Source organism: Oscillatoria sp. FACHB-1406, assembly GCF_014698145.1.
GTDB lineage: Bacteria > Cyanobacteriota > Cyanobacteriia > Cyanobacteriales > Spirulinaceae > FACHB-1406.
This window is the reverse complement of record NZ_JACJSM010000007.1, coordinates 197,870-214,539: the sequence shown is the minus strand read 5'-3', so window position 1 is coordinate 214,539 and position 16,670 is coordinate 197,870. Positions and strand designations below refer to the sequence as shown.

At 46.8% G+C, this 16,670-nt stretch carries 7 protein-coding genes; all 7 read left to right on the top strand.

From position 1 onward, the window contains the following. Positions 1-65: 65 nt before the first annotated feature. The 7 genes from H6G50_RS10235 (at position 66) to H6G50_RS10205 (ending at position 16,670) form a co-directional block, all read left to right on the top strand. Positions 66-842 (top strand): peptidylprolyl isomerase, encoded by a 777-nt coding sequence (locus H6G50_RS10235; protein ID WP_190715813.1) that lies wholly within the window; start codon positions 66-68, stop codon positions 840-842. A gap of 42 nt (positions 843-884) precedes the next feature. Continuing rightward, a complete protein-coding gene (locus H6G50_RS10230; RefSeq protein WP_190715811.1) occupies positions 885-3,896 on the top strand; it encodes a peptidase domain-containing ABC transporter in 3,012 nt (1,003 codons plus the stop codon). A gap of 125 nt (positions 3,897-4,021) precedes the next feature. Next, positions 4,022-4,717, top strand: a complete 696-nt coding sequence (locus H6G50_RS10225; protein ID WP_190715809.1) for a DUF4058 family protein — start codon at positions 4,022-4,024, stop codon at positions 4,715-4,717. A 108-nt stretch (positions 4,718-4,825) separates the two neighbouring features. Then, positions 4,826-6,280 carry an HlyD family efflux transporter periplasmic adaptor subunit gene (locus H6G50_RS10220; protein WP_190715807.1) on the top strand — a complete coding sequence of 485 codons (1,455 nt, stop codon included), beginning with the start codon at positions 4,826-4,828 and terminating at the stop codon, positions 6,278-6,280. Positions 6,281-6,426: 146 nt separating this feature from the next. Continuing rightward, positions 6,427-9,471, top strand: coding sequence for an ATP-binding protein (locus H6G50_RS24100; RefSeq protein ID WP_242032775.1), 3,045 nt, complete (start codon positions 6,427-6,429; stop codon positions 9,469-9,471). Further along, a complete protein-coding gene (locus H6G50_RS10210) occupies positions 9,468-10,739 on the top strand; it encodes a response regulator (protein WP_190715805.1) in 1,272 nt (423 codons plus the stop codon). The genes H6G50_RS24100 and H6G50_RS10210 overlap by 4 nt, the downstream gene beginning before the upstream one ends. A gap of 117 nt (positions 10,740-10,856) precedes the next feature. Then, positions 10,857-16,670, top strand: coding sequence for an ATP-binding sensor histidine kinase (locus H6G50_RS10205; RefSeq protein WP_190715803.1), 5,814 nt, complete (start codon positions 10,857-10,859; stop codon positions 16,668-16,670).

Here is a 16,670-nt window from a genome sequence, read left to right as displayed (position 1 = left end):
TTCCTTTTTTTTTAGAAAAAAGTCTACTTATTTTCCTTTAAAAAATTCTTAATTCAAACCCCTTTATGCGTGCAGTTCTACAGGTCGGCGATCGCGCGATTTCAGCAGCAGAAATTGTTCCCCTCCTCGATAAGTATCAATTGTTGCCCCAATTGTTACGGGAAATTATTATCGATCGCGCCCTCGAAGACATCGCTCTTTCCCCAGAAGAACGGCAGCAAGCCTACCAGACGTTCTGCGCGCAACAGCAAATTATGGGGGAAACCGAACGCCAAGCTTGGTTAGAACGGCGCGGGATAAAGCAAGAACAACTAGAAGCCCTCGTCGAACGCGGTTTTAAAACTGAGAAATTTAAGCAACAAACCTGGGACAATCAACTCGAATCTTACTTTCTCCAGCGCAAAGCCAAACTCGATAAAGTTGTGTATTCTTTGTTGCGAACGACCGATGCTGGCATTGCCCAAGAATTATATTGTCGGCTGCTCGAAGAAGAGGCAACCTTTGAAGAACTGGCGCGGGACTATTCCCAAGGCCCGGAAGCAAAAAGCGGTGGCAAAATTGGGCCAGTCGAACTCAGTCATCCGCACCCAACTTTAGCGAAAATGCTTTCCATTAGTACGCCCGGTCAACTGTGGCCGCCGACTCATTTGAGCGAGTGGTTTGTGATTGTGCGCTTGGATGAATTTCGACCGGCTCAGTTAGATGATGCGATGCGGCAACAATTACTAAACGAGCGGTTTAATAGTTGGTTACAGGAAGAAGTACAAAAAGCTTCTATTCTTCCCGATCCTGTTGAAGCGGATCCTTGGAAAGATACAGAATTAACACCAATAGAAAGTTAATTTTTTTAGAAAACAATTCATAACTCATAATTCATAATTCTAATGACTTATACCGAAGCATCTATTGAAGGTTTTCTCGCTAAAACTCCCCCCTTTAACCAACTCTCAGGAGAGAAATTGCAGTATTGGTCGGGACGATTTCAACTGTTGCGCTATCGGCTAGGTCAACCAATTTTACGTCCGGAAACTTTGCCCTATCAAGTGGCTATTATCCTCGAAGGAGGAGCGCGGTTATTGGGTGCGGATCCCCACAGTCGCAAACCGATTACGCTGCAACGTCTGGAAGCGGGGGATATGTTAGGTTGGGCGGGTTTAGTGCGAGGCGTGCCTTGCGAAAACGCGATCGCGTCCCAGGATACAACCTGCATGACGCTGCCTGCCCGCGACTTTATGCGCCTCCTCGATAGCGAACCCCTCTTCTCTAACCACTTTTACAATCGCTGTTCTCCTGCCGAACTTTTCGATCTCCTCAGCGCAGAAATTCAACAGCAACCCCAGCAAACCGACCTCGACCTCAAAAATATTATCCAAGAAGGTTTAGACACCGCAGAAGTCCAATACTTGCAACCTAACAACAGAGCGATCGCGCCCCTCGATCCAACTAAAATTTGGTGGATTAGCGGCGGCGGTGCGGTTGCCAATCTCCCCATTGGCAGTCGCTTCGATCCCGCCGAGACGGTAAAGATTGTCTCAAATCATCCCGCCCGCGCGATCGGCATTCCTAGCGCCCTGCTTTATCCTCCCCCTCCCGAAGAAGCGCCCGTCGATAACAACCATAACGGTAACGGTAAATCTCACATCCAAGACCTCAAATCGACTATCCCCTTCGCCCCAGAACGCCCCCCCGCGCCGGAATTCGTCCATCCCTTCGTCGAAACCCCCAGCAAGCGCAAAAATTACGCACACATCGGCGGTAACGGGGAAGTCGATAGCACTCTCGCTTGCTTCCAAATGCTTGCCCGAGAGCTTAAACTTCCCTTCCGGCGCGATGTTATTCAACGCATCTTAGACCAACAAATGAAGCGGACGGGAACGCTATCTCTGCAACTGTGCGGTGCTGTTTCCGAACTGCTGGGGCTGCAAGCGCAACTGGTTGAAGTTCCCGCCGACAAAATCGCGCAACTTAACGCCCCGGCACTTTTGCGCGTGCGCGATCGCCCCGTTCTCGTTTTTGAAATTACCCCCAAAGAACTCGTCCTCGGCATTCCCGAACGCGGAATCGAACGCTATAAACCCGAGCAATTCCTCGAAAAATTCTTAGAAAGCGATCGCGAAACTCCCGTCCAAGTCCTCCTCCTTCAACCCACCAAAAATACTCCCAAACAAAAATTCGGTTTAAACTGGTTTCTTCCTTCCCTGCGTCGCTATCGCTGGGTATTAATGGAAGTTTTAATTGCTTCCTTTTTCGTGCAGCTATTTGGTTTAGTGAACCCGTTGATGATTCAAATCATCATCGATCGCGTCATCGTCCAAAATAGCTTCGATACCCTCCACGTTCTCGGTGCATTTCTCATTTTAATCGCCGTTGTCGAAGGCATCCTCACCGCCCTACGCACCTATCTCTTCGTCGATACCACCAACCGCATCGACTTAGCCCTCGGTTCGGAAATTATCGATCATCTCCTGCGCCTCCCGCTGCGCTACTTTGAAAAGCGCCCCGTTGGGGAACTCACCAGTCGTATCAACGAACTCGAAAACATCCGATCCTTCCTTACCGGAACTGCCCTCACCGTCGTCTTAGACGCGATTTTCTCCGTTGTCTATATCGCTGTGATGCTTGTTTATAGCTGGGTACTCACCATCGTCGCCCTCGCCACCATCCCGCTATTCATCGGACTCACCATTCTCGTTTCCCCGATTATTCGCCGCCAAATTCGGGAAAAAGCCGAACGCAACGCCGACACCCAATCGCACCTCGTCGAAGCCCTTTCGGGCATTCAAACCGTCAAAGCGCAAAATATCGAACTGCAATCGCGTTGGAAATGGCAAGATTATTACGCCCGTTACGTTTCCGCCGGATTCCAAACCGTCATTACCTCCACCGCCGCCGGTTCTACGAGTAACTTTCTTAATAAACTTTCTGCCCTCTTGGTTCTTTGGGTGGGGGCGTACCTCGTGCTGAAAGGCGAACTCACTCTCGGGCAATTGATTGCTTTCCGCATTATTGCTGGTTACGTCACCTCTCCCTTATTGCGTCTCGCTCAAATCTGGCAAAACTTCCAAGAAACTGCCCTATCTTTAGAACGCCTCAGCGATATTATCGATACACCCCAAGAAGCAGACGAATTCGATCGCCAAAATATCCCCCTTCCTCCCGTTGTTGGGAAAATTAAGTACGAAAATGTTTCTTTCCGTTTTGCCGCCAGCGGACCGATGCAACTGTTAAATATTAATCTCGAATTAGAACCGGGAATGTTTGTGGGGATTGTCGGACAAAGCGGTTCGGGAAAGAGTACCTTAACTAAATTGTTGCCGCGCCTCTACGAAGTTGATGCCGGACGCATTTTAATTGACGATTACGATATTAGTAAAGTCGAACTTTATTCGCTGCGACATCAAATTGGGATTGTTCCTCAAGATTCGCTTTTGTTTAAAGGATCGGTGCAGGAAAATATTGCGCTTACTCATCCCGATGCGACTTCAGCCGAGATTATTGAAGCGGCAAAAGTGGCTTGCGCCCACGACTTTATTATGGAACTGCCGAGCGGTTATACCACGAATGTTGGGGAGCGGGGATCGGCGCTTTCTGGGGGACAGCGCCAGCGAATTGCGATCGCGCGCACCATCCTCCACAACCCCCAATTGCTCATTTTAGACGAAGCGACTAGCGCCCTCGACTACGAAACCGAGCGCCAAGTCAGCGCGAATTTACAACAAGCTTTTCGCGGGCGAACGGTTCTGTTTATTACTCACCGTCTTAATACTATTCGCAGCGCCGATATCATCCTCATGATGGATAAAGGCAGTATCGCCGAACAAGGAACCCATGCAGAATTGATGGCATTAAAAGGGCGGTATTATTGTCTGTTCCAACAGCAGGACGCGCAGATGTAATGATGAGTGATGAATTATGAATTATGAATGGGGAAATGGTGGGGAAATTATAAATGATGAGTTATAAGTGATAAATTGGGCAATTACGAACTACGAATTACGAATTACGAATTATAAATTACAAAATGGCTTTACTCGACCATTTCCGCCCTCCCCTCGCCACTAGACGACACTGGCATTCCTTTCATAATGCTTGGGCAACTTACATGGCTGAAGATTTAAACCAACGTTTACCCGTCGGTTACTTTGCAGAATCAAATGTTCAGTTTGGGATTGAGATTGATGTCGCTGCCTTTGAAGAAGAGAATTCGCTCCCCAATTCTGTTGAAGATTGGCAGCCTAAACCTCCGACTCAAGTAATTCCTTTTGAAACCGGAAGTATCGAGCAAGTTGAAGTGGGTATTTTCAGTACGGAACAAACTACGCACTTAATCGGTGCGATTGAAATTGTCAGTCCGGCGAATAAGGATCGTCGTTCCCAGAGAGAGGCTTTTGTTAGTAAATGCCAGAGTTATTTGGAGCAGGGAATCGGCTTAATTGTTATCGATATTGTGACGATAAGAAAGTCATCGCTTCACCAGCAATTATTGCACGCGATCGCGGCTTCAGTAACCGTTAACGAAGATAATTTGTATGCGGCAGCTTATCAAGTCGCGAGCGCGGAATCCCCTCAGTTGAAAGTGTGGTATGAATTGCTCGAACTGGGGAAATCTCTGCCGACCTTACCGCTATGGCTTAAGCCCGGTATTGTTTTTCCCCTCGACTTAGAAAAAACATACAATCGTACCTGTCAAGCCCAAAGAATTCACCGATTACAATAACCATGCTCTTAAAATCTTCAAACCCTCTCGATCTACAATTAAAAAAACTGAATTAATACTGACTTAGAAACCGCGCTCAAATTACGAATTACGAATTACCAATTCAAAATGAACGTTTCTCCTCCTTCTCGTTTCGATCGCCCCGTTATCCTGCGTCAATCGCCTGTTTGGTCTCGCGCGATCGTTTGGACTTTAATGGGTGTAACCTCCTTAAGCGTTGCTTGGGCGTGCATCGCGCAAATCGAAGAAGCTGTTCCTGCTAAAGGCAAACTCGAGCCTGTCGGTGCGGTGAAAAACGTGCAAGCGCCCGTCGGTGGGGTGGTTCGAGAAATTCGCGTCAAGGAAGGACAAAGCGTTAAAGCGGGAGACGCGCTGATTAGCTTCGATCAAACTTCAGCCAAAGCTGAGTTACAATCTCTTATTAAAATTCGCGATAGTTTGATGCGAGAAAATAATTATTATCGCGGGCAAATGAGGGGGACTGCAACCGTCAATGTTGCCAGCTTAGAAAAATTACCCGAACTCACTTCTTTAACTGAAAATCGCGCCGCCTTACTTGCTGAAAATCAATACTACCTCGCTCGCATCAGCGGCAATCCAACTTCGACGACTAATTTAAATGTTGCCCAACAACTGCGGTTTCAAACCTCTCAAACTGAACTCGAATCGCGGGTGGCGGCGGCGAAACTCGAAGTCGAACAGTTAAGCCAACAACTAGAGCAAACTCGCATTCAATTGAGAAATTCTCAAGAAGTCCTGAGAACGAATCAAAAGATTCTCGACGATATTACGCCGTTGCTGAAAAATGGCGGCATTCCGAGGCTGCAAGTTTTGAAACAAGAACAAGAAGTCGGAACCAGTAAAGCAGAGGTTTTGCGCCTCACTCAAGAAGAAAAACGCTTGCAACTGGCGATCGTACAAGCGCAGAAAAAAACGCAAAATACCGTCGCTACGACGCAAGACGAGCAATATACGCGAATTTCGGAGAATGAAAAACGCATCGCCGAAATCGACAGTCAACTGACTAAAGCGATCGTGGAAAATGAAAAACAGATTAAGGAGATGGATAGCAAGCTCGAGCAAATTAAACTTACCTTGCGGTATCAAGAGTTGCGAGCGCCCACGAGCGGCGTAGTGTTTGACTTGCAACCGAAAGGGGCGGGTTTTGTTGCTAATAACAGCGAACCGATCCTTAAAATTGTTCCCAATGATAATTTAGTCGCTCGCGTGTTTATTACCAATCGCGATATTGGGTTTGTGAAAAAAGATATGGATGTTGATGTACGGATTGATTCTTTTCCGTATAGCGAGTTTGGCGATGTTAAAGGGAAGATTATTCGCATCGGTTCCGACGCACTGCCGCCCGATGAAATTTACCCATTTTATCGCTTTCCTGCCGAAATCGAACTCGATAAACAGTCGCTAGTTATTAATAAGCAAGCAGTGAAATTACAATCGGGTATGTCGGTCAGTGCGAATATTAAAACGAGAAAACGTCCCGTAATTACCATTTTTACTGACTTATTCATTAAAAAAATTGATAGTCTCAAGTCGTCGAGTTAAAGAGTGAGGAGCGATCGCAACTCCGGGATTGACTTCCTTCATAATTCTTAAATGTAGAATCGTATGGGATTTGGGAACTCTGAAGGTGTACTCTAAAAGTTCGCGGGATTATGCCATTGAAGAAAAGCTCGCATCCCAGTCAAACGATGTCGGATTCTGTTGCCCCAGAGCGTTCTCCTCAATCCTTCGGTTGGCTAAACCGCTCGTTTCCCATCGCTTTAATTCTCCTCAGCTTTGCGGGCAACTACTTCAAAATTCCGATTCTTTTTCATGCCGATTGGCTATTCGGTACGGTCTTCGCACTAATCGCGATGCGACTTTACGGCTTGTTTTGGGGAACCCTAGCGGCTGCGATCGCGGCATCCTATACCATTTACCTTTGGAAGCATCCCTACGCCGCCATTGTCTTCACCCTCGAAGTCGTCTTCGTCGGTTGGGGACTCAAGCGCTACAGCAAAAATCTCCTCCTCCTCGATGTCATCTATTGGGCATTCATCGGCATTCCCTTACTGTGGATTACCTACGTCGGCTTGGCTAAAATCGCCCCCGCCACCTTCGTTTTTATCTCCCTCAAAAACCCCGTCAATCAAATTTGCAACGCCCTGCTTGCTAGCCTGATTCTCGCCCACACCCCGATCGCGCGCTGGGTTTCTCGTACCAAAGCCGCCCAAATCGTCCCCTTCGAGCAAACCCTTTTAAACCTCTTCGTCGCCTTCGTCTTCATTCCCACCCTAGTTCTCACCATCTGGAACTGCCAAGCGGCAACAATTCAGCAAGAAGGTCAAATGCTCGAAACGCTGAACCATACCGCCCGCGATATCGAGGCGGAACTCGAAGACTGGTATCTGTACAATCAAAGCATTATGACGCAACTCGCCGACAGGGCAAAAGCGGCAAACCTGAATCCCAGCCTTCTCCAAAACTCAATCCAACTCACCCGTCAATCCTTTCCCAAATTCCGCAATTTCTACATCGTCAATGCCCGAGGCGATCTTCTCGCTGCTGCCGTTCCTCCCCCCCCACAGCGCTTAGAAAAGACCGAATATCGATCGCTCCTCGCCCAACAACAACCTACCGTTTCCGAAACCTTAATAACCGACAGCGGTACGCCTCTCCTCCTCCAAAATTTGCCAATTCGCCAAAACGAGCGGCTATTAGGTCATATCTTGGCAGAAATCGAGATCGAACCTCTCCAGCGCGCTCTCGAACAATCTTCCGGTTCGGGAAAACAACTGGTAACGCTCCTCAATGCCCGATCGCAAGTTCTCCTCAGCACCCGCCCCGAATTAAAATTGCTGCAACCCTTCGACCATCACGATAAGGGAGAGGTTCAGCGCATTAACTATCGCGTTTACCGCTGGTTGCCGCTCGTTGCCAATATGCCCAAAGTCGTGCGCTGGCGAAACTCCTTCTACGTGCAAACCGTTGCCGTCAGCGAGAAATTTCCCTGGACAGTGGTTGTCGAACTGGCGAGCGCGCCCTATCTCGATGTTTTAGATCGGCTCTATACCAATAGTTTCGCCACCCTAATGGCGATCGCGATTCTCTCGCCCCTGATTGCTAAAACCATTAGCCGCAACCTCGTCCAACCGCTGCGCCAACTCAAAAACGTCACCACCAACCTACCCGATAAACTGCTCGATCGCCAAAAACTCGACCTTCCCGACAGTCAAATCGCTGAAATCAACGCGCTTACCGACAACTATCAACTCATGGCAATCGCGCTGCAAAATAAATTTCAAGAAATTCAACAAGCCAACCGAGAAATTCAGCACGCCAAAGAAATCGCCGACAGTGCCAACCAAGCCAAAAGCGAATTCCTCGCCAGCATGAGTCACGAACTCCGCACGCCCCTCAACGGCATTCTCGGTTACGCCCAAATTCTCAGTCGCTCGAAAGTCTTGCCAGAAAAAGAACGTCACGGCGCAAACATTATCCATGAATGCGGCGCTCATCTGCTGACCTTAATTAACGACGTGCTGGATTTGTCGAAAATCGAAGCCCGGAAATTAGAACTCTCCGCCCAAGCAATTCATCTTCCCTCCGTACTCCAAGGAGTGGTCGAAATTTGCCAGATCCGCGCCGACCAAAAAGGGTTGAGTTTCCATTACGAACCAGATGCCAACCTACCCGAAGGAATCGAAGCCGATGAAAAACGCTTGCGCCAAGTCCTGATTAACCTTTTGGGCAATGCGATTAAATTCACCGACAAAGGCAGCGTTAGCCTGCGCGTCGAGCAACTTGCTTCTTCCGAGCGCTCGGTGTGCCTTCGTTTCTGCATCTCCGATACGGGAACGGGTATTGCTAGGGAAAATCGCGATCAACTCTTCCAAGCTTTCACGCAAGTTGGGGAGCGAACGCGCCAAGCCGAAGGCACGGGGCTGGGTTTGGCGATTAGCCAGCAGATCGTACAGTTAATGGGGGGAGAAATTCGCCTCGAGAGTCAGCTTGGAGTCGGCAGCGAATTTTTCTTTACCCTCGAGATGCCCCTTGCGAGCGATTGGGGGAAACAACAAACTGCGCGCGCGAGCAAGATTATTGGTTATAAAGGTTCGCCCCGACAGATTTTAGTGGTGGACGATCGCTGGGAAAATCGTTCGGTGCTGGTAAATTTATTAGAACCGCTTGGATTTAAGGCGATCGAAGCTGAAAACGGTCAAGAGGCCTTAGAACGAATGCAGCAGCAATTGCCGGATTTAGTCATTACCGACCTATCGATGCCCGTCATGGATGGATTCGAGATGTTAAAACAAGTGCGAAGCGAAGATGCTTTAAAATCGCTTAAAGTGATTGTTTCCTCTGCCTCTGTGTCTCAGAGAGACCGACAAAAGGGTCTCAGAGGAGGTGGAGACTATTTTTTAGCTAAACCGATTCATGCCGAAGAACTTTTCCAATTGCTCGCCGAGTCTTTACACTTGGATTGGGTGTATGAGGAGTCATCCCCAAAAGCGCGATCGACTTCCGAACCCGTAGAAATCGTCCTCCCCCCCCGGGAACAGTTGCAACAATTGCTTGAATTCGCACAAAAAGGACGACTTCGACAGTTAATTGCCCTTGCAGAACAAATGAGCGAACAGGACGATCGCTACCAACCGTTTGCCAAACAAATCGTTCCAATGGCTAAACAATTCCAAATCGAACAACTCGAACAACTGCTACAAAGCTATCTTGCTGCTGAAAATAACTTATGAATACGGATCTGAGCGGTTTGATTCTGATTGTGGACGATACGCCCGCGAATTTAGACGCGATCTGCGAAACGCTAGTCGATGCGGGGTTTGATGTTGCGATCTCTACCAGCGGAGAACGAGCGCTGCAACAAGTCGAACGCGAACTTCCCGACTTAATCTTATTAGATATTATGATGCCGGGAATGGATGGTTTTGAAACCTGCAAGCGCCTGAAAGCTAATCCTCGCACCGCCCATCTCCCGATAATCTTTATGACAGCCTTGTCCGACGCACAAAGCAAAGTGCAAGCCTTTGAGTTGGGAGGCGTAGACTACGTGAGCAAGCCTTTTCAGGAGGTGGAAGTTATTGCGCGCGTCAAAACGCATTTGCAGTTGCATCGCTTAACCCAGAGCCTCGAACAAAAAGTGTTGGAGAAAACTGCCGAACTCGAAGCCTCTCAATTGCAACTGATTCAGAACGAAAAGATGTCCTCGCTGGGGAACTTAGTCGCCGGAGTCGCTCACGAAATCAACAATCCGGTTGGCTTTCTGAAAAGCAGCCTCAGCAATGCGAAAGATTATACCTGCGATTTGCTCGAACACCTGCAACTGTACCAAAAATATTACCCCGTCCCCCCTTCAGAAATTGAAGAAAATGCTGCGGAGATTCACCTCGAGTTTATGAGCGAAGACTTTCTGAAACTGTTGCACTCGATGTCTGCTGCGGTGGAGCGTATTATTGCGATTAGTAATAGTCTTCGTATCTTTTCGAGAGCCAATAGCGATCGCCCCGTCATTGCTAACCTGCATGAATGTCTCGACAGTACCCTTTTGATTTTAAAGTATCGCCTGAAAGCGAACGAGCGTCGCCCAGAGATTGAAATGATTAAAGATTACGGTCAAATCCCGGATATTCTCTGCTTTCCCGGGCAATTGAACCAAGTGTTTATGAATATTTTAGCGAACGCGATCGATGCGTTAGATGAAGCCAGTACCGGGCGCAACTTTGCTGAAATTAAAGCCAACCCCAACCGCATTACGATTCGCACCCGTGCGGAAAATGGAAAGGTGAAAATCGCGATCGCCGATAACGGAGTCGGGATGTCAGCAGAGGTGAAGGCAAAGGTTTTCGATCGCCTTTTTACCACGAAAAAGCCAGGAAAAGGCACGGGTTTAGGACTCGCGATCGCGCGGCAAATTATTGAAGAAAAACACGGCGGTATCCTCGCGGTTAACTCCGAACTCGGCAAGGGAAGCGAGTTTGTTATCTCTTTGCCCGTCGGTTGGTAGACCGGCTCTCTAGGGCATACTAAAGACAAATACTTCAGTGGCGCTCGGTGGGAAATGGGAATCACCGATCGGGTTTAACATCGCTTTGAGGAGTGTTATAATCGAGCGAGAGAAGATATGTCAAACAGAGAGCTATCACCGATAAGTGCTAACGGGAACCCAGTCATCGAACTACCGGGCTATCGTTTTCGAGGCACTTTGTATAAGACCCAGAGTATCGTCGTCTGCCGAGGCTTGCGTTTAAGCGACAACCAACCCGTCACGATTAAAGTCCCGCAACAAGACTATCCGACTTTTAACGAACTCCTACAGTTTCGCAATCAATACGCGATCGCGCGTAACCTCGATATCCCCGGCATCGTTCGCCCTTACAGTCTCGAACCTTACCGCAACAGCTACGCCCTCGTGATGGAAGACTTCGGCGGCGTTTCCCTGCGCGACTACGCTAAGCAACACCCCCTTTTAGTCGCTTGCGTCTTAGAGATCGCCGTACAAGTCGCCGATATCCTCCACACCTTGCACGCTAACTTCGTCATCCACAAAGACATTAAACCCGCTAACATTCTGATTCATCCGCAAACCCAGCAAGTTAAACTGATTGACTTTTCCATCGCCTCCCTACTCCCCAAAGAAACCCAAGAAATTAAAAATCCCAAGGGATTGGAAGGGACTCTGGCTTATATCGCCCCCGAACAAACCGGACGCATGAATCGCGCGATCGACTATCGCAGCGACTTCTACAGCTTGGGCGTAACGCTGTTTGAATTGCTAGCCGGAGAATTACCTTTCCAATCGAACGATTTAATGGAATTGGTGCATTGTCATATTGCTCAGAAAGCGCCTTCTCTGGTGCAATTTGGCGTACCTGAAGTTGTTGCTTCTATCGTCGCTAAACTGATGGCAAAAAATGCAGAAGATCGCTATCAGAGCGCGTTGGGGCTGAAATACGACCTCGAACGCTGTTTGGCGCAACTGCAAGAAACGGGAAGACTCGAACCGTTTGAGATTGGGAAACGGGACTTATGCGATCGCTTCATTATCCCCGAAAAACTCTACGGACGGGAAGCCGAAGTTTTACAACTCTTAGAAGCGTTCGAGCGCGTCAGTACGGGCAGCACCGAAATGATGCTAGTGGCGGGTTTTTCCGGGATTGGCAAAACCGCCGTCATTAACGAAGTTCACAAACCGATTGTCCGGCAACACGGCTATTTTATCAAAGGTAAGTTCGACCAATTCAATCGCAACATTCCTTTTTCTGCCTTTGTGCAAGCCTTTCGGGATTTGATGCAGCAACTCATGTCTGAGTCGGACAGAGAACTGCAAGCATGGAAAACCCAGATTCTGGAAGCGGTTGGCGACAACGGTCAATTGCTGATTGAGGTTATTCCAGAACTCGAACGGCTGATAGGAGTGCAGCCCCCGGTTGCAGAACTATCAGGAACGGCAGCACAGAATCGATTTAACTTTTTGTTCCAAAAATTTATTGCCGTTTTTACTACAGTAGAACACCCTCTGGTGTTGTTTTTAGATGACTTGCAATGGACGGATTCGGCTTCCTTGGGGCTGATGAAATTGCTGATGGAAGATAAAGGGCATTTGCTTTTATTAGGAGCTTACCGCGATAACGAAGTTTCGCCCGTTCATCCCTTTATCTTGACTGTGGATGAATTGGTGAAGACAGGGGCAACCGTCACGACCATGACACTGCCCCCGTTGCATCTCCATCATATCAATCGCGCGATCGCCGATACCCTCGGCTGTCAGCCCGAAGCAGCCCAACCCCTCAGCAAGTTTGTTTATCAAAAAACTCGAGGCAATCCCTTTTTTACCGTGCACTTTCTCAAAGGATTGCATCAGGATGATTGCATTACCTTTGACTATCAGACTGGGATTTGGCAGTGCGATTTAGCGCAAGTGAGATCGCTTTCACTCACTGACGATGTAGTGGAATTTATGGCGGCCCAATTGCAGAAGTTGCCCGCAGAAACTCAAACCGTACTGAAATTTGCGTCTTGCATTGGCGCGCAGTTCGATTTGAGCGCATTAGCGATCGTTTCCGAACAATTCCAAACCGAGACCTCTGTAGCGTTGTGGAAAGCGTTGCAAGAAGGCTTGATTCTCCCGATTTCACAAACTTATAAGTTCTTCCAAAGCCGAGATGTAGAGATAAAAGAGCAGGAAATTTCTGTTCCCTATAAATTTTTGCACGATCGCGTCCAACAAGCCGCCTATTCACTCATTCTAGAATCACAAAAGAAAGCCACTCATCATAAAATTGGTCAACGGTTACTCAATGGCACATCTACGAGCGATCGCGAAGAACGAATTTTTGAGATTGTCAATCAACTCAATATTGCCATCGAATTAATCGAGGAACCAAGAGAGCGAGAAGAACTATCCAAGCTGAATTGGCTAGCCGGTTGCAAAGCAAAAAACTCTACGGCTTATAGTGCTGCGGTAAAATATTTTGCAGTAGGGCGCGATCTATTGGCAAGAGATTGCTGGCAAAGTCAGTACGATTTGACATTAGCATTGCATATAGAGGCAGTAGAGGCAGCCCATCTCAATTCCGATCTCGATGAGATGGAATGCCTAGTAAAAGTGGTACTACAACAAGCCAAAACAGCATTGGATACAGTCAAAGTATATGCGGTAAGAATTGCCGCATATACTTCACAGGGTCAGCTACTCAAAGCCATTCACACTGGATTGACTATATTAAAGCAATTTGAGATCGATTTACCTGAATCGCCAGACTTAGAAGATGTGGCGCGGGTAGGTCAAAAAAACCAAGCTCTCCTCGGTAGTAAGAAACCGATGGATCTTCTCGCTCTGCCGGAGATGAAAAATCCTCAAGCTTTGGCAGCGATGCAAATTCTTAATGAAATCTCTGTCCCTGCTTATTTGACAAAACCCAATCTCAATTCATTGATTGTTATGATACAGATAAATTTGTCAATGATGTATGGCAATGCACCGATTTCTGCCCTAGGCTACTCTAGCTACGGATTATTTCTTTGTGCGGTTGCTGACGATATTGAGCAAGGTCATGAATTCGGTAAGTTGGCTTTAAAGTTATTATCTAAATTCAAAGAAAAAAAACTGGAAGCTAAGGTTTTATTTGTCACCGCTGCTTTTATAATTCATTGGAAAGCTCATGTGAGAAAAGTCGTAAATATCTTGAAAACAGCTTACTCCACGGGTTGGGAAAATGGTAGTTTAACGGATGCGGGGTATGCTGCTTATGGTTATGGCTTTCATTGTTATTTAATGGGTTATGAATTATCAAAGCTAGAACAGGAAATGACAGCTTATAGTAAGGTATTAGCACAAACCAGCCAGCAAACGCAGCTAAACTATAATGAGATTTATCGACAAACGGTTCTGAATTTACTCGGTCAAACGGTTAGTCCGTTCCTGTTGCTGGGTGCAGCAGATCGAGAGAATAAACTGTTAGCAAAGTATCAAAAAGCAAACGATAAAACTGGTTTATGGCATTTCTTTTTTACTAAGTTAATGCTGTGCTATCTATTTCAAGAGTTTGAGCAAGCACTCAAATATATCGAGCAGGCAGAACATAATATAGGCGGAGGAAAAGGAATGTTTTCTATTCCTGCGTTCTATTTTTATGCGTCTCTAACTCGGTTAGCCGTTCTACCTAAGTCTGCAAAATCAATCCAAGAAAACTTTCTGCAACAAGTTGCAAATGCTCTAGAAAAGTTGAAGAAATGGGGAGAAAATGCCCCTATGAATTATCTTCATAAATTTCATTTAGTGGAAGCAGAAAGGTATCGAGTTTCCGATGAAAAAATTATAGCGATAGACCTGTACGATCGCGCTATATCAGGAGCTAAAGAAAATGGCTACATCCAAGAAGAAGCCCTCGCCAACGAACTCGCTGCTAAATTTTATCTCGATTGGGGAAAAGAAAAAGTTGCGAGCGGCTATATGCAGGAAGCCTACTATTGCTATGCTAAATGGGGTGCGAAAGCCAAAACCGACGATCTAGAAAAATGCTACCCACAATTATTACAACCTATCCTGCAACAGCGACGCATCAACCTCAACTCTACAGAAACAATCGCCACGATTACGCAAACTTTAGACTCAACTTCTGCTTTTATCAGTCGCATTCCGGATGCACTAGATTTTGCTTCTGTCCTCAAAGCGGCTCGAGCGATTTCCAGCAGCATTGAACTCGATGAATTGATGGCTAGCCTCACCCGGATTCTCTTAGAAAACTCAGGCGCAAAAAAATCGGCTCTAGTTCTCTTGGAAGATGGGATTATGCAAGTTAGAGCCATTACTCATATCAACGATCGAACTGAGATCGAAACAATCCTTGTTTCCCAACCTCTCGAACGCTTCCCCGATCTTCCCAAACCCATAATTAATTACGTCAAAAATACTCAAAAAAGCATCATTATTGATGATTTAAAAACAGATATTTCCGGATTAATCGGAACGTATATGCTCGCGCATCAACCGCAAAGTGTTTGTTGCACTCCCGTTCTCAATCAAGGACATTTAGTGGGGGTTATGTACCTTGAAAATCAACTTGCTCGTGGGGTATTTACGAGCGCTCGCTTACAAGCGATAGACTTACTTTGTAGCCAGTCTGCAATTGCCTTAGAAAATGCACAACTCTACAGGAACTTACAATCCAGTAAAGCTCGCTTTTTACGCCTTGCTGAGAATGCACCGGGTATGATTTATCAATTTCAACTTTCTCCAGATGGTATCCCTAAGTTTAACTATGTCAGTGCTGGATGTTATGAAATTTACGAAGTTTTACCAGAAGAAGTGGAAGCAAATGCAGATAGATTACTATCCCTGACTCACCCAGAAGATGAACCCTACTTTCAAGAATCTGTAGCCCTTTCCGCTCAAACTTTAGAATCTTGGCAATATGAAGGACGAGTCATTACTCCTTCCGGGCAATTAAAATGGGTTCAAGCTTCATCTAATCCTATTAAAGAAGCGGATGGAACGATTATCTGGGATGGTCTATTATTAGAGACTACCGAACGCAAACAAGCAGAAATGGCGGTCAAACAAAAGTCTCAAGAACTCGAAGCCGCCCTCCAAAATTTACAACAAGCCCAATTAACAATAGTCCAAAGTGAAAAAATGTCAGCTTTGGGGAACTTAGTCGCTGGAGTAGCCCACGAAATCAATAACCCGCTTGGGTTTATTTCAGGCAATATTACCGAATCGCTCGCCTCAGTTCAAGATCTTACGGAGGTTCTGCAACTCTATCAAGAAAAATTCCCCAATCCGGGAAATGAGATTGAGGAAAAAGTTGAAGAAATTGACTTGGAGTATGTTTTGGAGGATTTTCCGAAAATGCTCGCTGCGATGCAAGCGGGTTGCGATCGCATTGAAAAAATTAGTACCAGCCTGAGAATTTTTTCTCGGGCCGATCGAGACGAAAAAGTTTCCTTTAATCTTCATGAAGGAATTGATAGTACGCTCTTAATTCTCAAACATCGCCTCAAAGCGAATGGAAATCGTCCCGAGATTCAAGTCATCACCAACTACGATCTGCTTCCAGCAATTCAATGCTTCCCCGGACAACTCAACCAAGTCTTTATGAATATTTTAACGAATGCGATCGAGGCGATCGAGGAAGCGATCGCAGGACGTAGCGCGGCGGAGATTAGCGCAAAGCCCAGCCGGATTACGATCCGCACTAGGGCGGAAAATGAAGAAGTCAAAATCGCGATCGCTGATAACGGAGTCGGAATTCCGGAAGAATTGCAAGCGAAGATTTTTGACCATTTATTTACCACCAAAGCCGTCGGTAAAGGCACGGGATTGGGATTGGCGATCGCGCGTCAGATTGTGGTCGAAAAACACGGCGGCAAATTAGAGGTTAACTCAAAAATCGGTCAAGGGACAGAATTTTTGATTAGTCTGCCCCTTAACTAA